This window comes from Rhodococcus sp. C26F, assembly GCF_053345925.1.
Genome location: NZ_JBKFBA010000020.1, coordinates 1 through 21083 on the forward strand (window position 1 = coordinate 1; position 21083 = coordinate 21083).

Consider the following 21083-nt stretch of genomic DNA (forward strand, 5'->3'; position numbering starts at 1 on the left):
CGGTCCCATTCCGAACCCGGAAGCTAAGCCTGTCTGCGCCGATGGTACTGCACTCGACAGGGTGTGGGAGAGTAGGACACCGCCGAACACCCGTTACCGAAGACCCCCAACATTGTTGGGGGTCTTCGGCTTTGAAAAGGGGATCCGCTTTCGCGGGTCCCCTTTTCTCGTATGCGCACATCCGGCCGATCTATGCTCGGAGACGTGGGACGGATCGAGCCGGCGACAAGCGTATTCGGTGATTTCGAACTCACCATGGACGAACTGCGAGCGGTTGCCCGATACGTGGCGGAGAGTGCACAGGCCGTGCTCCCCGTCTTCGAGGAGTTCGTGCCCGACGACCGTCGTCCACGTGCAGCACTCGACGCAGCACGGGAATTTGTCGACGGTGCGCGACGAACGCGACTCCAGCGCGTCACCGCCTTGGATGCCCACCGAGCCGCGAAGGACGCACCGACCGAAGTGGCGTCCCTTGCCGCACGGTGCGCCGGTGATGCCGCGGCGGCTGCCTATCTGCACCCGATCGCGAAGGCCACTCAGGTCGGGCACATCCTGCGTGCCGCAGCGAGTGCCGCGCGCATCGCCGAACTCCGTACGGATGGCCACCCGGGAGCCGCGGAGGACGTGCTCGAAGACGCCCGGCGACGCGCGACTGCCGTCGTGGTCGACGTCCTCTCCAGATATCCGCTCGCCCCCACGTCGAGAAGTCGCGTCGGACAGTTGATGAGTGCACTGGATGCGTCTCTACGTCGTCGGCCCTAGACGACATCCGGAGGGGGACCCGATGCTCGGGTCCCCCTCCGGATTCCCATCCCCCGCGACCGGTGCCCATCCCACCGGTCGGCGTCCGGAAGATCGCGACTACAGGTACCAACCACCGTTGACGCCGATGGCCTGCCCCGTGATGAAGCCGGCGTCGTCCGTGCACAGGAAGGCAGCCGCCGCGGCCACGTCGTGCGGCGTGCCGGTGCGGCGCACCGGAGTCATGGTCGCCAGCACGTCCAGGTCGATCAACTGACCGGGCTGGTCCTCGGCCCGCGCCATCGGTGTGTCGATGATCGACGGTGGAATCGTGTTGGCGGTGATGCCCTTCGGCGACAGTTCGAACGCGAGGACCTTGGTGAGCGCGATGACCCCGCCCTTGGACGCGACGTAGTGTGCTCGATCCGGTGCGCCGGACTGCGCGCTCGACGACGAGATGGTCACGATGCGCCCCCACCCCGCCTCGAGGAGATCGGGGAGCGCCGATTGGATCGTGTTGAACGTGCCGGTGAGATTCACGTCGAGAGTCCGCTGCCACGACTCCGCGGTGATCTCACCGAACGGTGCGCTCTCCTGGATGCCGGCACTCGTGACGATGATCGAGATCGGGCCGAGTTCGGCGCGTGCCTTCTCGACGGCCGCATCCACGCTCGCCCGATCCGAGACGTCCACCTCGAGCCCGATCACCCGAGCGCCGTCGTTCGCCAGTTCGTCCGCCGCGGCTCGGACTGCGTCGCCGCTGCGGTCGAGCAGGACCACGGGGTGGTTGCGTCCGGCGAGTTCTCCGGCGATCGCTCGCCCGATGCCGGACGCGGTGCCCGAGACGATAACCACCCGATCTGCTGTGTTGTGCTCAGTGGACATGGGCGCTTCCTTCCGTGACGGAGACGGGAGTGAACTCGAGATGGATCTCGGTCAGTCCGCGGAGGATGTAGGTCGGTTCGTAGGTGAAGTGCCGGTCGTCGGCGGGTCCGTGCTTCTCTTCCGAGATCCGGATGTCGCCGAGCCGGTCCAGGAGACGTTCGACGGTGACACGTGCTTCCACCCGGGCCAGCGGACCGCCCGGGCACGAGTGGACACCGCGACCGAACGCGATGTGTTCGCGCGAGTTCTCCCGATCGATCCTGAACTCGTGGGGGTCGGTGAATCTGCGCGGATCGCGGTTGCCCGCCGGCAGGGACACCATGACGGTGGTGCCCGCCGGAATCTCGACGCCTCCGAGGTTCGTCTTCTTCCTGGTCAGTCGGAAGTCGCTCTTGACCGGACCTTCCAGCCGGAGCGCTTCCTCCACGAACTGCGGTACGAGACTGCGATCCTCGCGAAGTTGCTTCTGCAGGTCGGGATTCTCGGCGATGAGCCGGAACGCCGCGGTGATCAGGCGTGCGGTGGTGTCCTGCCCGGCACCGAACAGGAAGGTGGCGAGCCGGACGAGATCGACGACCGCGGGAGTATCGTCGTCCGCGTAGGTGGAGCCGGCGAGGATCGACAGGACGTCCTTCCCCGGATTCTTCCGCCGGTCCTCGATGTAGGCCGAGAACTTCGAATCCAGGAACTCCAGCGGATTGGTCCCGAGGGCGCCGTCCTCGGCCATCGCCCCGGGTGTCTGCGTCGACAGGTGGGCGACGAAGGCGGCGTGGTCCTCCTCCGGTACGCCGAGGAGATCGGCGATGGTGAGCAAGGCGAAGGGTTGTGCGTACTGGTGGAGCAGTTCGACCTTGCCGGACTCGTGGAAAGTGTCGATCAGACGGTCTGCCAACCGCCACATGAAGTCCTCGTTCTCGGCGAGGCGCCGCGGGGTGAACAACCCACCGAGTAGACGCCGGACACGGGTGTGCTGGGGCGGATCCATCGTCACGAGGTGTTCGTTCAGCGGGATCTCGGGACGATGACGTTCGATCTGTTCGCCGATATCGTCGCCCTCGGGCTCGAACGGCATGCCGGGGAACGGTCCCGTCGCGGCGTTGATGTTCGAGTACGTCGCCGTATCACGAAGTACGGCAAGACATTCCTCGAATCCGGTCACCGCGACCACGTTGCGGGGACCGGTGAACCGCACCGGGCATTCCGAACGGAGGTGATCGAAGTAGGGATGCGGGTCGGGGATGAAGGACGGATCCGTGAAGAAATCCTTGGAATCGAAGTCGTTCACTCGGGCTCCTGACGTCGTGCGCACACGAGGTGCGCAACTGCGGTGTTTTCCGATGAGAACGCCAGCCTCGCCCGATGCTGAGCGCCTGCCTAGCAGTGCTGGTCATATGGATAGCACGGGGGCCGAATGTGGTCAAGAGCACACTCGCCGGTGTGGTTACGATGAGCACGCATCGGTGCGCCGCACCGGCCGCGCGAAGCGGACGCCGACTACCACGGAGGTAGGGGATGACGTCGTCGAGGCGGATCGGCTCGCCGGATGCGAAGAACAGGACCGTTCTGCTCGACGCGGCCGAGCAGTTGATGCTCGAAAAAGGCTACGCTGCGGTCACTTCGAGACGCGTCGCCGAACGTGCCGGGCTCAAGCCGCAACTCGTGCACTACTACTTCCGGACCATGGACGATCTCTTCCTCGAGATGTTCCGCCGGCGCGCCGAGGAGGGCCTGGCGGTCCAGGCCGAAGTGGCGAAGTCCCCCAACCCTCTTCGGGCTCTCTGGGAGTTCAGTACCGATCCCGCCGCCGTGGCCGTGACGATGGAGTTCATCGCGATGGCGCGTCATCGCGACGCGCTCCGTTCCGAGATCGCGCGCTATTCGGAGCTGTTCCGCGTCGGGCAGCGGGATGCCGCACGCACCGCTCTCGCGCGGTCGGGATACGACCTGACCCGGATTCCTCCCGTGGTGCTGTCGGTGCTGATGACGAGCATCTCGCGAGTGCTCGTGATGGAGGAGTCCCTCGGCCTGACGGCGGGTCATGCCGAGACCTACGAACTCGTCGAGTGGTGCCTGTCGATGCTCGAAGGTGGTGCCGATAGCGGCGGAGCAGAACCTGCTTTCCAGCGCCGTGACCTGGCCTGATAAGCCTCGGTAAGGACTGGAAACCGAAGTCCTCCGAAATCGTGTATTGCAACTACGAGAATAGTATTCTACTTTTGGCTCGGGCGGACAGCCCGGCTTCGGCACCCGATCGCCCGCGGGTCGCCGAGGCGCTGCGCCACCGAGTGTGACCCGGCATCGGCCGGTCCCGCCCGTGCGCTCCGGTCGACGATGCGCTCGTCGTGCCGGATCTCGAAAAATTCTCGAAAAGTCTGCGAACACAATCTGTTTCGGCGATGCTTGCGACCGTTCGATGGTCGGTGTCGTCCACGCTCATCTACTCCTGGAGGGGAGCAGCCGTGACACCTACGAGGTGGGGGTCGAGACGGTGGGGTGTGCTCGATGTCGGATCGGTGCGGTAGGCCGCGATGAGCACGACGGCCACGAAAGAGATCGGCGCGTGGGCCCGCGGCTACCTCCGGCGACACCCGATGGCGGCGCTCGAAACCGTCGGTGGTCAGTGTGTGCTGGGCATCCGTGCCCTCCAGTACCTGATCCTCGACATCGCCACCCTGAGGTTCCCGTTCGCCGAGTTCGTCCGTCAGGCGGCTTTCATGGCTTCGGCCTCCGCACTGCCCACGATGTTCGTCGCGATCCCGATCGGGGTGACCCTGTCGATCCAGTTCGGGCTGCTCGCCGGCCAGGTCGGCGCGACCTCCCTGGCCGGCGCGGCGAGCGGTCTCGCGGTCATCAAGCAGGGCGCACCCATGGTGGCCGCCCTGCTCATGGCGTCGGCGGCCGGTTCCGCCGTCTGTGCCGATCTCGGATCCCGCAAGATCCGCGACGAGATCGACGCCATGGAGGTGATGGGCCTGTCGGTCGTCCGACGGCTCGTGGTGCCGCGCCTGGTGGCCGCGGTGGTGGTCGGTCTCGCCCTCACCGGCCTGGTCTGCTTCGTCGGATTCCTCTCCGGATACATCTTCAACACCTTCGTGATGAACGGAACGCCAGGCAGTTTCGTCACGACGTTCGCGTCGTTCGCGACGATCGGCGACTTCGTGCTGACCATGATCAAAGCGGCGGTCTTCGGGGCGATCGTCGCGGTCGTCGCCTGTCACAAGGGGCTGTCGACGCGCGGTGGGCCGGCGGGCGTCGCCGACTCGGTCAACGCGACCGTCGTCGCGTCGATCCTGCTCCTGATGATCGTCAACGTCGCCTTCACGCAGCTGTACGTGCTGCTGTTCCCGAAGACGGGGTTCTGACGATGGCGTCCCGCTACTTCCCGCCCGGCACCCGGCCGCTCGTCGTCGTCGCGACGGCACAGATCCGGTCGGTCCAGCGTCTCGGCCACATGGTCGTCTTCCTCCTGCGTGCCGTGGCCGCGATCCCGATGACCCTGCGTCACTACCGGAAGGAGTTCCTGCGCATCCTCTCCGACGTCACCTGGGGTAACGGCTCCCTCGTGGTCGGAGGTGGCACGGCCGGGGTGATCATCGTCCTGGGTGCATCGGCCGGTGCGATCGTGGCCATCGAGGGATACAACGCTCTGCACCTGCTCGGACTCGAACCCGCGACGGGCATGGTGTCCTCGACCGCCACGACCCGCGAACTCGCGCCCATCATGGCCTCGCTCGCGTTCGCCGCGCAGGCCGGGTGCCGGTTCACCGCCCAACTCGGTGCGATGCGTATCTCGGAGGAGATCGACGCCATGGAGTCGCTGGCGATCCGGTCGATCCCGTATCTGGTCACGACCCGGCTGCTCGCCTCGGTGGTCGCGGTGGTGCCGCTGTATCTGGTCTGCCTCACCGTCAACTACGTTGCCGTGCAATCGGTGATCGGGCTGACCGGGGGAGTGTCGGCCGGCACCTACGGCCACTACTTCTCCCTCGTGCTCAACGGCACCGACATCGCCTACTCACTGCTCAAGACCGTGGTCTTCGTCGTCATCACCACCACCATCCAGTGCTACTACGGCTTCTACGCCGCCGGCGGGCCGCAGGGTGTGGGAACGGCGGCCGGCCGCGCCATGCGGGCGAGCATCTCCGCGATGATCGTGGTCAACCTCCTCATGACCGTCGCCCTCTGGGGCATCGGTTCGGGCGCAAGGCTCGGAGGGTAGGCATGGCCATCCTGCTCGAGAGCGACGTCGGACGGGTGACCTCCACCAGGTTGTTCGTTGCGGGTGCGGTGGCACTGCTCCTCGGTGTCCTCGGTGTGGGGGCCGTCGTGGCGAAGGCCGACGGCAGATTCACTCGGACGGTCGACGTGGAGGCCGTGCTCTCGGACATCGGCGACGGACTCCCGGCGCGCTCGGACGTGAAGTTCCGGGGCGTGCTGGTCGGTGAGGTCGGCGAGGTCGTCCGCCCGGACGACACGTCCTCCCTCGTCGTGAGGATCGCGCTGAAACCCGAACATGCGCACTCGATTCCGAACACCGTCACCGCACGGGTCGTGCCGAGCAACGTGTTCGCGGTGTCGTCCGTGCAACTCGTCGACAACGGTCCGGCACCCGCCCTGACCGCCGGGGCGACGATTCTGCAGGACACCGGCCTCGAGACCGTCCAACTGCAGACCGCGCTGACGAAACTCCGCGACATCACCGCGGCGACCGCCCACGTCGACACCCGGCACACCCTCGGCATCCTCGCCACCGTGGCCGAGGCGACCGATCGCCGCGGTGCCGACATCGTCGCCGCCGGAGAGAAACTCGACCGGATGGTCCGTGAACTCGGAGCGGTCCTCACCCCCGACGGCGGACCCTCGACGCTGGTCGCACTCTCGGATGCCGTGCGCGGGCTGCAGGAATCCGCGCCGGATCTGCTCGACGCCGTCAACCATGCCGTGGTCCCCATGCGGACTCTGGCGGAGAAGCAGGCGGAGTTCGGAAGGTTCCTGGCGGCGAGTGCCACCACGCTCGACCACGTGGCGAACGGTTTCGAGAAGCACATCGACCAGGTCATCGGTGTGACGACCTCCCTCACGCCGGTGCTGGGGGTCATGGCGGACGGAGCCGACGAGTTCCCACGCATCACCACACGGATGCGTCGCATCTCCGACAAGTGGTTCGAAACCTTCTGGCCCTACGGCGCACCGCGCGGGATGGGCAAGTTCATCTTCCAGTTCACGCCGCACCGGATGTACACGCGCGCGGACTGCCCCCGCTACGGCGACCTGGCCGGCCCGAGCTGCGAGACGGCACCCGAGACCGGGGCACCCCCGGTCTCGTCGATGAACACCGGACCCCGGAGCGGAACGCAGGTGCTCAGCAGCATCCCGTCCGGTGGCAACGTCGGCCCGGTCGGCAGCGACGAGGAGAAGAAGCTGCTCGGTGCCCTTCTCGGCGGCGATCCGTCGGCCGCCGCCGAAGTGCTGCTCGGACCGGTGGCGCGCGGAGCGATGATCTCTATCCTCCCGGACGAGGGGAGCGGCCCGAGGTGAGCTACCGCAAGCCGCTGATCGGCCTCGTCCTGTTCCTGCTGCTGGCCCTCGCGGCGACGTGGCCGGTGGTCGTCACCCTCCAGCGGAACGTCCACGGCGACACGGCCGGCTACCGCGCGGTCTTCAGCGACGTCTCCGGCCTGCGGGTGGGTGACGACGTCCGGATGGCCGGCGTGCGGGTCGGACGCGTCGATGCCATCGAACTCGACGGGTCGACCGCGCGGGTGGCGTTCCGCATCGAGACCGGGCAGACGATCCACGACGACACCGAGGCCGCGATCACCTACCAGAACATCATCGGCCAGCGATATCTGGGACTCTCCCGCGGAGAGGGCGGCTCCGGGGCGCCGGTCCCGGAGAACTGGGAGATCCCCCTCGAACGCACCGATCCGTCGTTCGACATCTCCGTGCTGCTCAACGGATTCGAGCCCCTGTTCAGCGTGCTCGATCCCGAACAGGTCGACCGCATCACGAGCGCGATCATCGCGGCACTGCAGGGAGACGGTGGTGCCGTCACGGCCCTCGTCGCCGAAACGTCCCGTCTCGCAGAGTCGCTCGCCGAACCCGACCGGATCCTCGGCGACATCATCGTCAATCTGGACGCGGTCATCGGCGACCTCGCGACGCAGAGCGAGGACGTCGATGCCGTCCTGACCAGTGCTCGTGCGATCTTCTCCGAACTGTCGGCACGACAGGACGAGACGATCGGCTCCCTCGACTCCCTGTCGGCGACCGTCGACCGGATCGCGGCGATGAGCCGGGAGGTGCAACCCGATCTGCACGCGATGATCAGCCGCCAACCGGGTTTCACCCGTCACTTCCTCGACAACAAGGACAGCTTCGGATATTTCGGGGCGAACCTGCCGGGGCTGCTCAAGGGCCTCGCACGCGTCAGCCAGGAGGGCAGTTACCTGAACACCTACCTGTGCAACTTCAACGTCACCCTGATCCCCGAAGTGGGATCGATCATCCCGTCCGTCGTCTCCGAGGTCACGCCCGAAGGGCGGATCACGCATTCCCAGGTGTGCAGGTGAGATCGTGACACGGAAACCGACCCTCGAAGATCGCAATCCCCTGGTCATCGGGACCGTGACGGTCGTGGTGATCGCCCTCGCGCTGGTCGCCACCGTCGTCGTCTCCCGCATCGGATTCTCCTCCGTGCGATACGAGGCCGAGTTCGCGCAGGCGGCCCGGATCAGCGCGGGCGACGCCGTGACGATCGCCGGCGTCCAGATGGGAACCGTCGAAGGAGCGCGACTTGCCGGGGATCACGTGGTGGTGGCGATGGACATCGACCGCGACGTCGAACTCGGATCCGGCACCGTGGCGTCGATCAAGCTCACCACGCTGCTCGGATCCCGCTATCTCGAACTGCAACCCGCAGGAGGAGAACCCCTGGCCGACAACAGGATCCCCCTCGAGAACACCGTCGTGCCCTACGATCTGCAGGAGTTGCTCGCGGACGCGACGACCACCTTCGAGCAGGTGGACGCCGAACGCCTCGGGGAGACGATGACGCTGATGGCGGACGAACTCCACGGCGTACCCGAACTGCTCCCGCAGGTCCTGCAGAACATCGAGAGTCTCTCCGGCACTCTCGCCGACCGGCGCAGACAGATCGGGTCGATCCTCGAGGCGACCGCGTCGATCACCACCATCGTGCGCGCCCAGCAGGACAGCCTCGGTGTCCTCGTCCGCGACGGGTACAGCATGCTCGCCGAACTCGAGAACCGCCGTAATCTGGTTCAGCGACTGCTCGATTCGACCACTCGCCTCGTGGACTCCCTGCACTCGGTCGTCGTGGAGGACCGGACGCACGTCGACGCGATGATCGCGGATCTCGACGAGTTCCTGCAGACCCTCGCGAACAACGACGCGCTGCTCCGCAACATCCTCCAGATCCTGCCCGTCCCGCTCCGGAACTTCACCAACGCGTCGGGGACGGGCAACGAGGTCGACTTCACGGCGCCGGCCGGACCGATGATCGACTCCTGGATGTGCGCCCTCGTGGGGCACACCGGCGAGCCGAGCCTGCGCGACTATCTCGGGGAGTGCCGATGACGGTGAAACGGTTGGTGAAGGGGATCGTGCTGGTCGCGGTCGTCGCGCTGGCGGGAGCCCTCGTGTTCGACCGGGTCCTGTCTCCGGATCGGCCTGTCACCGTCACCGCACGGTTCGACAATGCCGCCGGTCTGTACGAGGGGAACGAAGTGTCGATCCTCGGAATACCGGTGGGGCGCGTGCTGACGATCGAGCCGCAGGGCACCCACGTCGCGGTCGCGATGGAGATCGACGCCGGTGTCGATGTACCTGCCGACGTCCGGGCGGTGGCCGTGTCGACCTCCGTGCTCACCGACCGGCATGTCGAACTGACTCCCGCCTACCAGGGCGGACCGACCCTCGCGGACGGCGCGGTGATCGACCTGGACCGGACCCGGACCCCGATCGAGTTCGACCGCCTGCTCGCGATGGCCGACACCCTGGCCCTCGAACTCGAGGGCGACGGGACGGGCGACGGACCGGTGGCACGACTGCTCGACGTCGGAGCCGGGATGACGGTGGGCAACGGCGTCGGTATCAGGGCCGCTCTCGGCCGCCTGTCGGACGCACTGCGGATGAGCGCCGAGAAGGGCGCGGTGACGGGCAACGAGATCACCACCATCGTCGACAACCTCTCCGCCCTCGCGGACATCGCCGCCGCCAACGACGTCGAGATCCGCGAATTCGGCGAAGCCACCAGGAGACTCAGCACGGTGCTCGCCGACGCTCGGGTGGGTACCGGCGACACCGGAACGAAACTCAACGAGATCCTCGCGCACGCCGAGCAGCTGCTCGAGACCCACCGCGACGAGGTGCACTCGGCGGTGACGAACGCCGAATCGGTCACCCGCGCGCTCGTCGACTACCGCAACGAGGTCGCCGAATTCCTCGATCTGTCACCGCTTCTCCTCGGCAACGCGTACAACGCGATCGACCAGGAGCACGGTGCGGCCCGCGTCCACGCCCAGCTCGAGAAGGTCTTCTTCGACGGGCATCTCGTCTCCCAGGTATGCGCGGCGCTGGAGATGCGCGATCTCGGGTGCACCTCCGGGAACCTCAAGGACTTCGGCCCGGGCTTCGGCATCGCCTCAATGCTCGAAGGGATCGCGGGGTTGCCACGATGAGACACCGACACACCAGCGGGCGACGGGCACGAGCCGTGGTCGCGACGATCGCCGCGTCGGTTCTCGGCACCACCGCCTGCTCTGTCGGCCTCGAGAGTCTTCCCCTTCCCGAACCGGGAGTGGGTGGCGAGTCCTATCCGCTCCACGCGACCTTCGAGAACGCGCTCAACCTGCCGACGAAGGCCAAGGTGAAGCTCGCGGGTGCGGACGTCGGGGAGGTCGCGTCCATGCGGGTGGAGGAGTACTCCGCGATCGTGACGATGCGCATCGCCGAAGACGTGTCCGTCCCGGTGGGAACGGGCGCCGAGCTGAGATCGGCCACGCCGCTCGGTGACGTGTTCGTCTCGTTGCAACCCCCGGCCGATGCGACCGGTGCCGCGGCTCTCGCACCGGGGGACACGATCCCGTTGTCGTCGACTGCGGCAGCGGCGACCATCGAGGAGGTGCTGTCCACCGCATCGGTGCTCGTCAACGGCGGAGCGCTGCGGAACCTCACGAAGATCGTCGATGGGCTGGGGGAAGCGGTGGGGGACCGCGGCGACCGGCTCGGGGCGCTCGTCGACGAGTCGACGCGGCTGGCGGGCCTCATCACCGCACGCACCGCCGAGATCGAGGAGTCCCTGACCCGCACCGACCGGCTCATCGTGACCCTCGCGGAAAGGCGATCGACGATCGACGAGGTGATGCTGGCCGCGCGCCCGGCGCTCGACGTCGTGGCCGCCGACACCGCGCAGCTGCTCGACCTCGTCGGTCAGGTCGACCGGATCGGACAGCAGATGGGACGGTTCCCCTCGGTGCAGGGCACCGACACCCGCAGCACCCTCGCGGACCTCGACCGGATCGCCGAACAGCTGAACACCGCGGCGACCCATCCGGACGCCAGCCTGAACTCGGTCAACCGGTTGCTCGCACCGATCATGCGGGTCACCAACAGCACGTCGGCGAACGTCGATGCCGACCTCGAGCAGCTGGTGATCGGCGCCGTTCCCGCGCCGGGCCATTCGGGGGATCCGGGAAGCCGCCTGCCCGACGAGACCGACTGGCAGGCGTTCGTGGGAACACTGACGTACACGCTGATGCGATTGCAGCAGCGACTGGACGGAGAGGGCCCGTGAGCCGCCGCGGCCCCCTCGAGGTCACCGCCGGCGGCATCGTCGCGGGGGTGCGGTACGGCTACGCGCGTCGGCTGGGACTGTCCGTGGTCGCCCTCGCCACCACCTTCGTCGTCGGAACGGCCTACCTGGTGTTCGGTGTGTTCGACGCGGACCCGACGGCCGAGACCTACCGGATCCGGGTGCACTTCGACGAGTCGGGCGGCTTGCTACCCGGCCGGGACGTCACGCTGCGGGGTGTTCCCGTCGGCACGGTCTCGTCCGTCGACCTGACGGAGGACGGGGTGGTCGCAGTCGCCGAGATCGATTCGCGGGCACGGATTCCGACAGGCGGCGAGATCCGGGTCGCGGGCCTGTCGCTCGCGGGCGAGCAGTATCTCGACCTGCGTCCCGACCGCGACGACGGCCCCTATCTCGAGGACGGTGCCGAGATCTCGGCCGAGGACACCTCGACACCCGTTCCGCTGTCGACCCTCATGCACGACCTCGACGGGATGCTCGCCCAGATCGACCCCGGCTCGCTGCGGGTGATCGTGGAGGAACTCGGTGTCGGACCGGACGGTCCGCGCAAACTCACCGACATCGTCGAGGGTGGAACCTTCCTCGTCTCGACGCTCGACGGAGTTCTGCCGCAGACGGTCTCGCTGTTGCGCTCCGGCAGGATCGTGCTCCGCACACTCGCGGACGCCGCACCCGGACTGCAGGGCATGTCGGCGGAGATGTCGACCCTGCTCGGCGGAGTCGAAGCGATGGACGAGGGATTCCGCAGTTTCGTCGACAGGACACCGGCGACGATGCACTCCGTCGACGCTCTCCTCGCGGAGAACTCGCCGACGATGGTGCAACTGCTGGGCAACCTGACGACGGTGGCGCAGATGGCGCACGTGCGCGTGCCCGCCCTGAACGAATTCTTCTTCCCGAGCGATCGTGACGGATCGACGCTCGAAGCGCTCATGACCGCCTTCCGCGACGGCGGCATCTGGGCGCTGGTGAACATCTACCCCCGCAACTCGTGCGACTACGACCTGCCGCGACGCCCACCGACGATCGCGGATCATCCGGAGCCGTATCTGTACACCTACTGCACCGACCCCGACCCGTCGACGCTCGTGCGCGGCGCGCGCAACGCGCCACGTCCTCCCGGTGAGGAGGGCGCCGCGACCATCCCACCCGGCGTCGATCCGCTCCGTACGTCCGACCCGGCTCCCGTCGGACCGTACAGCGTCCCACTCGAGTACGGCGGACCGACAGTGCCGAACTGACCTGTGCCCGACGATCGTGCAGAACCCAGGAGAACCGATATGAGCACCGACACCGCGACCCGCACGGACGGAACCGGGACGACCGACGACACGGATACGGGAGTAGCCGAGAAGAGTTCGAGGAGAACGCGGTTCGCGCGGATTTCCCTCCTTCTGCTCGCGCTGGTCGCGGTGGCGGGACTGGTGACCGCGGCGGTGCTGGGGGCCCAGCTCCGGAACGCCCGCGCCGTGGAGGACGCTGCCCGCGCGGCGTCGGAGGCCGCGCGGCAGTTCGCCGTGACGTTGACATCGGTGGACTCGGCGGACCTCGACGCCGACTTCGCCGCGGTACTCGACGGAGCCACCGGCGAATTCGAGAAGATGTACGCCGAGTCGAGTGCACAACTCGAACAGGTGCTGATCGACAACCAGGCACGCTCGGAGGGTGTCGTGGTGGAGTCGGGCATCAGGTCCGCGACCACGACGAAGGTCGAGGTCCTGTTGTTCGTCGATCAGAGCGTCACGAACACTCTCGTCCCCGAACCGCGACTCGACCGCAGCCGCGTGGTCATGACGATGGAACTCGTCGACGGCCGGTGGCTCGCGTCGCAGGTGGATCTGCCATGAGAAGAACTCGCGTCAGGCGGTCGGTGCCGGGGGAAGCTCTCGAGTGCTCAACCACGCCTCCCACAGCGGCCGGAGCGAGACGTCCGAGAAGCGCGCGGCGAGATCCTTGAACTGCGCCGTCGTCACGTTGCCGTGCCGGTGTTCCGCGGTCCACGTCCGCAGAAGGGTGAAGAACGGTTCGTCGCCGAGTTGCAAGCGCAGAGCGTGCAGTGTCAGTGCCCCGCGTTTGTAGATGCGGTCGTCGAACATGTCCTTCGGGCCCGGATCCTCGAGCAGGATGTCCTGCGGCTTGCGGGCCAGACCCCGGTGCGCGTCGAGCGCGTGCGCGTGCGCCGGCCTGCCGCCCGAGTTCTCCGACCACAACCACTCCGCGTAGCACGCGAATCCTTCGTGGAGCCAGATGTCGCACCAGCGGTTAAGTGTGAGGCTGTTGCCGAACCACTGGTGCGCCAACTCATGTGCGACGAGCCGTTCCTCGCGGCCGGTGCCGTCGCAGAAGTTCGCGCCGAAGATCGACAATCCCTGTGCCTCGAGGGGGATCTCGAGGTCGTCGTCGGTCACCAGCGCGGTGTAGTGCGCGAACGGGTACGGGCCGAAGAGGCGTGTGAACAACTCGAGCATCTCGGTCTGGCGCGCGAAGTCCCGATCGAACTCCGCGCGCAGGCGAGGCGGGTGGATTCCGTACTGCGGTACGGGTTCTGTTGCGAGGGTGCGTATCTCGTAGTGCCCGGTCTGGACCGTGGCGAGATAGGTCGCCATCGGTTCGGGTTGCTCGTACACGCGTGTGGTGCGGCTCGCCTTCGTGGTCTTGTGCACGAGCGTGCCGTTCGCGATCGCGACGAACGGAGCGTCGGTGGTGACCGCGATGCGGTAGGTGGCCTTCGAACCGGGATGGTCGTCGCAGGGGAACCAGGTGGGTGCGCCGTTGGGCTGGCTCGCGACGAGCGACCCCTCGTCGAGTTCCTCCCAGCCGACCTCACCCCACATGGTCCGCAGCGGGATGGGGGTCCCCGAGTACTGCACACCGAAGACGAGGACCGCCCCGGCGGGGAGTTTCTCGGCGGGGGTGACGGTGAGCTTGCCACCGCGATGCGCGAACTTGGCGGGACGTCGCCCGTTGACGGTCACCTTCGCGACCCGCATCGACTGCGCGAGATCGAGCGAGTACTTGGCACGCACGTCCGTCGTCGTGGCGATGATCTTCGCCCGGCCGTCGAGTCGGTTGGACACGACCTTGTAGGTGAGTTCGAGTTCGTAGCGGGAGACCCGGTAGCCGCGGTTCCCGCTCTCGGGCAGATAGGGGTCGAGCGGCCGATCGGCGGCGACCGGCGCGACGGGCTTGGCAGCCTTGATGGGCTTCACCGCGGCGACCAGTCGTTCGGCGTGGTCCACGGCGTGATCGGATTGCCCTGCCAGCGAGTGGACGGCGGGACGACGTCGCCGCGCATCACCAGCGAGGCCGGGCCGACGGTGGCACCGTCGCCGATGCCCGAGGCGGGCAACGCGACGCATTGGGGGCCGAGCGTGGCGCCGGCGCCGAGGGTCACGGTGTCCATGGACATGATCCGATCATGGAACAGGTGGGTCTGTACAACGCAACCGCGTTCGACGGTCGCACCGTCGCCCAGGGACACCAGGTCGGCCTCGGGCAACCAGTAGCTCTCGCACCACACACCGCGCCCGATCCTCGACCCCAGCGCGCGCAGCCACAGGTTCATCACGGCGGTGCCCGCCGCGGCCCGGGCGAACCACGGTGCCGCCACGGTCTCCACGAAGGTGTCGGAGACCTCGTTGCGCCACACGAACGAACTCCACAGTGGGTGCTCGACGCGTCCGATCCGACCGACGACGAGCCATTTCGCGATCACGGTCACGAGGCACGCCACGGCTCCGGCCACCATGAGCACGAGACCGCCCAGCAGTGCAGCGGCAAGATAGCCCAGGTGCACGGCGAGGGTGTTGAGGGCGAAGAGTACACCGAGCCCGATGCCGTAGGTGACGACCATGGGCACGAGCCGGAAGGTCTCCACCGCGCCGCGCGCGATCTTCAGTTTCAGCGGCGGTGCGAAGGTGCGGCTCGCGTCGCTGTCGCCGCTCGCGCGCCGCAGGCGCACCGGGGGACTGCCCAGCCACGACGAGCCGGACTTCGCCTTCTCCGGAGCTGCGGAGAGCACCGCGACGAGTCCGTGCTTCGGGACGCGCCGACCCGGCGCCGCCATGCCCGAGTTTCCGAGGAAGGCGCGCTTGCCGACCTTCGCATGCGAGATGTACAGCCATCCGCCGCCGAGTTCGTAGGAGGCGACCATCGTGTCGTCGGCGAGGAACGCTCCGTCGGCGACCTTCGTGAACTTGGGGACCATCAGCACGGTCGACGCCTCGACGTCCTTGCCGATGTCGGCGCCGAGCAATCGGAGCCAGATCGGGGTGAGCATCGACGCGTAGAGCGGGAACAGGAAGCTGCGCGAGGAATCCATGAGGCGCTCGGTGAACCACACCTGCCAGCCCACGCGGCTGCGCACGGGATGCCAGCCCTCCGTCATCCCGACGGCGAGCAGCCGCACCGCCATCAGGGTGAGCAGGGCGAAGACGAACATCGTCAGCAGCGCCGCGACGGGCAGCATCGCCAGGGAGTGCACCACGGCGTCGGAGACGGTGGGGGTGTCGTGCACCCACCACACGAGGAGCGCGACCCCGGCGGCGATCGAGACGACGGGCAGGCCGCCGAGCAGGATCGACGACACGGCGTAGACCGGCACCCATCTGCTGCCCCGTGGCGGCGTCGCGGCGGGCCACGGCCGGTCGGCCTTGCCGGCCTTGCGGGCGGGGGAACCCGACCAGTTCTGCCCGGCCTTCACGCGACCGAACACCGCGGATCCGGCCTCCACTTCGGCGTTCTTACCGATCCGCGCGCCGGGGGCCAGGAACGAGCGGGCGCCCACCGTGGCGCCGGCACCGATCCGGATGCTTCCGATGTGGACGACGTCGCCGTCCACCCAGTAGCCGCCGAGGTCCACCTCCGGCTCGACGGCACACCCGTCGCCGAGTTCGAGGAGACCGGTGACCGGCGGAAGACTGTGCAGGTCGACGTCGCGACCCACCTTCGCGCCCAGCGCCCGCGCGTACTGCCGCATCCAGGGAGCGCTCGAGATGTTCACGGCACCCACGGCCTCGGACAGCCGCAGGGCCGTCCACAGCCGGAGGTGGACGCTCCCACCGCGGGGGTGGCTTCCGGGCTTCACGCCGCGCAGCAGCAGACGCGAACCCGCGACGGAGATCGCCATGCGTCCGACGGGCGTGAGGAACAGCAGGACACCGAGCGCGACCCACCACCACGACAGAGTGACGGTCCACGGAACGTCGACGACGAACGCGACGACGTTGTTCAGGATCGCCAGCCAGGTCACCCACTGCAGTCCGGTGAGGGTGGTGAGGACGGCGGTCACCGCGATCTGCCCGAGCTGGGCGAGTCGCGGCACCGGCATCACCTCACGCGGTGTCGCCGCTTCCGTCGGCGCGAGTTCGTCGAGATAGACGGCGAGCGATCCGAGCCTCGGGTGGTCGTACAGTTCTGCAACGGTCATCTCCGGATACCGGCTCCGCAGCGCCGTGACGAGTTGCGCCGCCGCGAGGGAACCACCGCCGAGTTCGAAGAAGTCGTCGTCGACGCCCTCGATCCGGGCGCCGAGGATGTCGGTCCACAGTTCGGCGACCCATTCGGCGGTGGGATCGAGACCGAGTGCTTCCACCGAGTCGGCATCGGCGCCGGGCAGCGGCCACGGCAGAGCGTTGCGGTCGACCTTGCCGGACGTGCGGGTGGGCAGTTCGTCGACGAGCGCGAGTCGCGGGACGAGTGCGGCCGGGAGTTGTTCGGACAGCAGGTCGTGGGCCGACGCGATGTCGAAATCCGGATCGGTGGAGGCGATGTATCCCACGAGGATCGAATGCCCCGCGGCCGTCTTGCGGACCGCGCACGCACCGCCCGCCACGCCGGGCAGGTTCTGCAGTGCGTTGTCGACCTCGCCGAGTTCGATGCGGCGGCCACCGATCTTGACCTGGTCGTCGGCGCGTCCCTGGAACAGCAGACCGGCGCGGTCGAGCGTCACGAGATCACCGCTGCGGTAGGCGCGGTCCCAGCCGAGAGTGGGCATGGGAGCGTACTTCTCGGCGTCCTTCGCCGGATCGAGGTAGCGCGCGAGACCGACACCGCCGATGACGAGTTCACCGGTCGCGCCCTCCTCGACTGGGTTGCCGTCGGCGTCCACGACAGCGAGATCCCATCCGTCGAGGGGCAGGCCGATGCGGACCGGTCCGGTGCCGTCCATCAGCGACGCGCAGGCAACGACCGTCGCCTCGGTAGGGCCGTAGGTGTTCCACACCTCGCGTCCCGGAACGGCGAGACGTTCGACGAGATCGGGTGGGCAGGCCTCGCCACCGAAGATGAGCAGACGCACCGCCTCGAGGGCTTCGGCCGGCCACATCGCCGCGAGGGTGGGCACCGTGGAGACGACGTTGATGTTGCGCGAGACGAGCCACGGCCCGAGGTCCATGCCGGAGCGGACGAGCGCGCGGGGCGCCGGAACCAGGCAGGCGCCGTGCCGCCAGGCGAGCCACATCTCCTCGCACGAGGCGTCGAACGCCACGGACAGCCCGGCCAGGACCCGGTCGCCGGGACCGAGCGGCTCCCCCTGGCAGAACATCCGCGCTTCCGCGTCGACGAAGGCCGCCGCATTGCGGTGGGTGACGGCGACACCCTTCGGTGTTCCGGTCGAACCGGAGGTGAAGATGATCCACGCGTCGTCATCGAGGTTCGGACCCCGCACCACCGGGGTGCCCGACGGTGCGGCCGTGCCCGGTCCGATGCCCTCGTCGGTGACGATGGCGGTGACCTGCGCTTCCGAGAACACGAGTTCGGCCCGCTCGTCGGGATCGTCGGCGTCGACGGGGACGTACGCGGCGCCCGCGGCGAGAATGGAGAGAATCGTCACATACAGGTCGCTGCGCCCGGAGGTCATGCGCACCCCGACCCTGTCGCCGGCCCCGACGCCCGCGTCGTTCAGCGCATACGCACCGGCGATCACCGCCTCGACCAGTTCGGCGTATTCGAGGACCGTCGAGCCGTCGTCGATCGCGGGGGCGTCGGGATGTGCTTCGGCAGTGCTCCGCAGCAGGTCGACGAGGGTGCGGGCGGGTGGAGCGTGCGACGCGCGGAGGAACTCGTCCGGGATGGGGAACCGGCCGACGGGGGTCGAGGTTATGGCTGGCAACTCCGCGGGTCCTTCTGCTCGATGGTGCTTCCGGTTATCTCACGTCCGGGTGGACGGCAGGTGAACGTTCGGCGCGCAGAACGCGTGTCGGCGTCGTGCGGTGCCGGATGACGCGGAGCTGTGCGGGGTTGACACGGCTCTGTCGTCCTGCCATTCTCTTCGCCAGGTCATGAGTACCAGCGTCAAGCCCCGGCTAGCTGGTCGGCAACCCTCCAACCGCGGTGGGGTGCTCCGGGTGACGACCGGGCCGTGAATCCACTACCGGACACGGCAAGCGCGGACTCCGCCGGCGACGAGAATTCTCCGTCGTAGGCGTCACCGGCGGGTCCCCGAGTACACGAGGGATTTGTCATGACTGCTGTAGCCACCACCACCTGCATCGCTCCGTTCGCCACCGTTTCCGGCTGTGACGTGCAGGTTCCGCTCGTCCAGGGTGGTACCTGCACCTACGCGAACTTCGACTACGCGGCGAGCGCACCGGCGCTGTCCGCCGTCACCGACCGCATCACCGAGCTGCTGCCCTTCTACGCGAGCGTGCACCGCGGCGCCGGATACGCTTCGCGGATCAGCACCACCGCCTACGAGGACGCCCGCACCTCCGTGTCGCGCTTCGTCGGCGCGGCCGACGACCAGGTCGTCGTCTTCACGCGCAACACCACCGATTCGCTGAACCTGCTCGCGAGTGCGGTCCCCGGCGATGTCGTCGTGCTCGACATCGAGCATCACGCGAATCTGCTGCCCTGGAAGAACTCTCGCATCGTCGAGGCTGCGGCCACCGTCTCCGAGACGGTGTGGCGCCTCGCGGTCGAACTGCAGCGCGCCCCCGCGGCCCTGCTCGCCGTCACCGGTGCTTCCAACGTGACCGGTGAGGTCCTGCCGATCGCCGAACTCGCCGAGCTCGCACACGCTTCCGGTGCCCGGATCCTCGTCGACGGTGCGCAGCTCGTGCCCCACCGTCGTGTCGATCTCGCCGAGCTCGGCGTGGACTACCTCGCCTTCTCCGGCCACAAGCTGTACGCGCCGTTCGGTGCGGGAGCGCTCGTCGGCCGCCGCGACTGGCTCGACGCCGCCGAGCCGTATCTCGCCGGTGGCGGCGCGGTGCGCGAGGTGCGCCTCGATCACACCGAATGGGCCTGCGCCCCTGCGCGTCACGAGGCCGGCACTCCCAACGTTCTCGGTGTCGCCGCTCTTGCCGCCGCGTGCGATGCGCTCGCCGATTTCGACGCCGACGCGGTGACCCGTCACGAGGAGGCCCTGTGCGCCCAGCTCGTCGACGGTCTGCAGACCATCGACGGCGTGGAAGTGATTCGCCTGTGGAACGATTCGGCCGACAGCGTCGGGATCGTCACCTTCACGGTCGACGGCTACGAGCCCGGCCACGTCGCCTCCTATCTGTCCGCCGAGCACGGCATCGGCGTCCGTGACGGACGTTTCTGCGCCCATCCGCTGCTCGCGCGGGTCGGTCGTGCCGGTGGTGCCGTCCGGGCGTCGCTCGGACTCGGCAGCTCGTCCGACGACGTCGAGCGGCTCCTCGGAGCGCTCCGGTCGCTGGTCGAGAACGGACCGACGTGGGTGCACGCGAAGACCGACGGTGTGTGGAACCCCTCGCCGGAGACGCGCCCCGGACTCGGGGCGACCGACGGCGACGCATCTCCGTGCGTCTAGCGGTCGACAATTCCCCATAGGATCAGTAGGGTAATTCGCATGGAACGGACGAGGACGATCGCTGCGGCACGCTGGTGCCGTCGCCATGTCGACCTCTGCCGTACGGCATCGGGAATCTGTCCGGACTGAAGGTCTTCTCCCTCACAGTCTTCCGGCTCACAGGCCGATCCCTCCGTGCCGCTCCGCGGCCCGTACCGAGAGGCATCCCATGTCCGTCGCATCCACTGTCACCCGTGTATCCGCAGACCCGGCCGTCGTCGAGTCCGCCGCCATCCGGCCGTTGCGTGTCGCCGTCGAACTCACCGGGCACTCCGGGCCCGACTACTGGGCCGACCTGACCCTGGGGCGTGCCGGCGATCCGCCGCTCGACCTCAGCGCCGATGCATCCAACGTCGTGCGGGTGCGTGCCGCCGACCTGCGTGAGGCCGGGAAGCTGCGCGACCGCATCCGTGCGGAGGCCGCCGAGGAGGGCCGCGATCCCGATTCGATCACGGTGCTCGTCGACGTCGAGGTCGTCCTCGCCTCCGATGCCCGCACCGCCCGCACCCGGCGCACCCGCCCGGAATCCACTCGCGGGGCGGCCGGCACGTTGTCCTATGTCGGAACGCCGCACGGTCTCGCCGGGCTGATCGCGGACATCCATGCCGTGCAGGTCGCCGACGGCGTCACGTTGATCCCGCTCGCCGCGCCGTTCACCGTCGAGCATCTCGTCGACGGAACGCTGCCGTGGCTGGAGTCGCGCGGCCTCATCGAGGTCTCGCCGACCGTCGTCGAGGTCCTGCGCCGGTTCGGTGAGGGCGCTCAGACATCCGTGCGCGCTTCCTGACACGCATCCGTATCGCGAAG

17 protein-coding genes, 1 rRNA gene and 1 riboswitch are annotated in these 21083 nt (G+C 68.1%); of the genes, 14 read left to right on the forward strand and 4 right to left on the reverse strand.

Going from position 1 to position 21083, the window contains the following annotated elements:
- Both rrf and ACLBYD_RS18830 read left to right on the forward strand, forming a co-directional pair.
- Positions 1–88: ribosomal RNA gene (rrf, locus tag ACLBYD_RS18825) — 5S ribosomal RNA — on the forward strand; the annotation flags it as partial.
- 167 nt (positions 89–255) lie between these two features.
- Positions 256–762 (forward strand): putative immunity protein, encoded by a 507-nt coding sequence (locus tag ACLBYD_RS18830; RefSeq protein ID WP_447817669.1) that lies wholly within the window; start codon positions 256–258, stop codon positions 760–762.
- A gap of 99 nt (positions 763–861) precedes the next feature.
- On the opposite strand, the gene ACLBYD_RS18835 is transcribed toward ACLBYD_RS18830, so the two are convergent.
- Together ACLBYD_RS18835 and ACLBYD_RS18840 are read right to left on the reverse strand one after the other, a co-directional pair.
- On the reverse strand, positions 862–1626 hold the full coding sequence (locus ACLBYD_RS18835; RefSeq protein ID WP_447817599.1) for an SDR family NAD(P)-dependent oxidoreductase: 765 nt from the start codon (positions 1624–1626) through the stop codon (positions 862–864).
- Complete coding sequence (locus ACLBYD_RS18840) at positions 1616–2911, reverse strand: cytochrome P450 (protein ID WP_447817600.1); 1296 nt, start codon at positions 2909–2911, stop codon at positions 1616–1618. The genes ACLBYD_RS18835 and ACLBYD_RS18840 overlap by 11 nt, the downstream gene beginning before the upstream one ends.
- A gap of 227 nt (positions 2912–3138) precedes the next feature.
- On the opposite strand from ACLBYD_RS18840, the gene ACLBYD_RS18845 reads away from it, so the two are divergent.
- From ACLBYD_RS18845 to ACLBYD_RS18890, 10 genes are all read left to right on the forward strand, one after another.
- Positions 3139–3768 (forward strand): TetR/AcrR family transcriptional regulator, encoded by a 630-nt coding sequence (locus ACLBYD_RS18845; protein WP_447817601.1) that lies wholly within the window; start codon positions 3139–3141, stop codon positions 3766–3768.
- A 386-nt stretch (positions 3769–4154) separates the two neighbouring features.
- Positions 4155–4988 carry an MlaE family ABC transporter permease gene (locus ACLBYD_RS18850; RefSeq protein ID WP_120281239.1) on the forward strand — a complete coding sequence of 278 codons (834 nt, stop codon included), beginning with the start codon at positions 4155–4157 and terminating at the stop codon, positions 4986–4988.
- Positions 4989–4990: 2 nt separating this feature from the next.
- The gene (locus tag ACLBYD_RS18855) at positions 4991–5845 is read left to right on the forward strand and encodes an ABC transporter permease (RefSeq protein WP_447817602.1); all 855 of its coding nucleotides are present in this window, start codon (positions 4991–4993) and stop codon (positions 5843–5845) included.
- Positions 5846–5847: 2 nt separating this feature from the next.
- Entirely contained in the window at positions 5848–7164 is a 1317-nt protein-coding gene (locus ACLBYD_RS18860) for an MlaD family protein (protein WP_447817603.1), read from the forward strand.
- Positions 7161–8198 carry an MCE family protein gene (locus ACLBYD_RS18865; RefSeq protein ID WP_447817604.1) on the forward strand — a complete coding sequence of 346 codons (1038 nt, stop codon included), beginning with the start codon at positions 7161–7163 and terminating at the stop codon, positions 8196–8198. The genes ACLBYD_RS18860 and ACLBYD_RS18865 overlap by 4 nt, the downstream gene beginning before the upstream one ends.
- Before the next feature lie 4 nt (positions 8199–8202).
- Positions 8203–9225 carry an MCE family protein gene (locus tag ACLBYD_RS18870; protein WP_447817605.1) on the forward strand — a complete coding sequence of 341 codons (1023 nt, stop codon included), beginning with the start codon at positions 8203–8205 and terminating at the stop codon, positions 9223–9225.
- Positions 9222–10328, forward strand: coding sequence for an MCE family protein (locus ACLBYD_RS18875; RefSeq protein ID WP_447817606.1), 1107 nt, complete (start codon positions 9222–9224; stop codon positions 10326–10328). Before ACLBYD_RS18870 ends, ACLBYD_RS18875 begins: the two co-directional genes overlap by 4 nt.
- Positions 10325–11443, forward strand: a complete 1119-nt coding sequence (locus tag ACLBYD_RS18880) for an MlaD family protein (protein ID WP_447817607.1) — start codon at positions 10325–10327, stop codon at positions 11441–11443. The genes ACLBYD_RS18875 and ACLBYD_RS18880 overlap by 4 nt, the downstream gene beginning before the upstream one ends.
- Complete coding sequence (locus ACLBYD_RS18885; RefSeq protein WP_447817608.1) at positions 11440–12702, forward strand: MlaD family protein; 1263 nt, start codon at positions 11440–11442, stop codon at positions 12700–12702. The genes ACLBYD_RS18880 and ACLBYD_RS18885 overlap by 4 nt, the downstream gene beginning before the upstream one ends.
- Before the next feature lie 39 nt (positions 12703–12741).
- Positions 12742–13308, forward strand: coding sequence for a hypothetical protein (locus ACLBYD_RS18890; protein WP_447817609.1), 567 nt, complete (start codon positions 12742–12744; stop codon positions 13306–13308).
- 12 nt (positions 13309–13320) lie between these two features.
- Here ACLBYD_RS18890 and ACLBYD_RS18895 read toward each other — a convergent pair whose 3' ends face one another.
- Together ACLBYD_RS18895 and ACLBYD_RS18900 are read right to left on the reverse strand one after the other, a co-directional pair.
- Positions 13321–14700, reverse strand: coding sequence for a M1 family metallopeptidase (locus tag ACLBYD_RS18895; RefSeq protein ID WP_447817611.1), 1380 nt, complete (start codon positions 14698–14700; stop codon positions 13321–13323).
- Positions 14667–18572, reverse strand: a complete 3906-nt coding sequence (locus tag ACLBYD_RS18900) for a Pls/PosA family non-ribosomal peptide synthetase (protein ID WP_447817612.1) — start codon at positions 18570–18572, stop codon at positions 14667–14669. Before ACLBYD_RS18900 ends, ACLBYD_RS18895 begins: the two co-directional genes overlap by 34 nt.
- Before the next feature lie 165 nt (positions 18573–18737).
- A riboswitch (SAM riboswitch) is annotated at positions 18738–18855 on the forward strand.
- Between the two features lie 68 nt (positions 18856–18923).
- On the opposite strand from ACLBYD_RS18900, the gene ACLBYD_RS18905 reads away from it, so the two are divergent.
- Both ACLBYD_RS18905 and ACLBYD_RS18910 read left to right on the forward strand, forming a co-directional pair.
- On the forward strand, positions 18924–20237 hold the full coding sequence (locus ACLBYD_RS18905; protein WP_447817613.1) for an aminotransferase class V-fold PLP-dependent enzyme: 1314 nt from the start codon (positions 18924–18926) through the stop codon (positions 20235–20237).
- Positions 20238–20445: 208 nt separating this feature from the next.
- Positions 20446–21063 (forward strand): hypothetical protein, encoded by a 618-nt coding sequence (locus ACLBYD_RS18910; RefSeq protein WP_447817614.1) that lies wholly within the window; start codon positions 20446–20448, stop codon positions 21061–21063.
- Positions 21064–21083: the final 20 nt, after the last annotated feature.

Bases quoted from the DNA above. Each gene is read 5' to 3' on its own strand.
- ACLBYD_RS18860 (WP_447817603.1), top strand. From the start codon at position 5,848: ATGGCCATCCTGCTCGAGAGCGACGTCGGACGGGTGACCTCCACCAGG.
- ACLBYD_RS18855 (WP_447817602.1), top strand. From the start codon at position 4,991: ATGGCGTCCCGCTACTTCCCGCCCGGCACCCGGCCGCTCGTCGTCGTC.
- ACLBYD_RS18845 (WP_447817601.1), top strand. From the start codon at position 3,139: ATGACGTCGTCGAGGCGGATCGGCTCGCCGGATGCGAAGAACAGGACC.
- ACLBYD_RS18875 (WP_447817606.1), top strand. From the start codon at position 9,222: ATGACGGTGAAACGGTTGGTGAAGGGGATCGTGCTGGTCGCGGTCGTC.
- ACLBYD_RS18830 (WP_447817669.1), top strand. From the start codon at position 256: ATGGACGAACTGCGAGCGGTTGCCCGATACGTGGCGGAGAGTGCACAG.
- ACLBYD_RS18890 (WP_447817609.1), top strand. From the start codon at position 12,742: ATGAGCACCGACACCGCGACCCGCACGGACGGAACCGGGACGACCGAC.
- ACLBYD_RS18880 (WP_447817607.1), top strand. From the start codon at position 10,325: ATGAGACACCGACACACCAGCGGGCGACGGGCACGAGCCGTGGTCGCG.
- ACLBYD_RS18835 (WP_447817599.1), bottom strand. From the start codon at position 1,626: ATGTCCACTGAGCACAACACAGCAGATCGGGTGGTTATCGTCTCGGGC.
- ACLBYD_RS18910 (WP_447817614.1), top strand. From the start codon at position 20,446: ATGTCCGTCGCATCCACTGTCACCCGTGTATCCGCAGACCCGGCCGTC.
- ACLBYD_RS18905 (WP_447817613.1), top strand. From the start codon at position 18,924: ATGACTGCTGTAGCCACCACCACCTGCATCGCTCCGTTCGCCACCGTT.
- ACLBYD_RS18850 (WP_120281239.1), top strand. From the start codon at position 4,155: ATGAGCACGACGGCCACGAAAGAGATCGGCGCGTGGGCCCGCGGCTAC.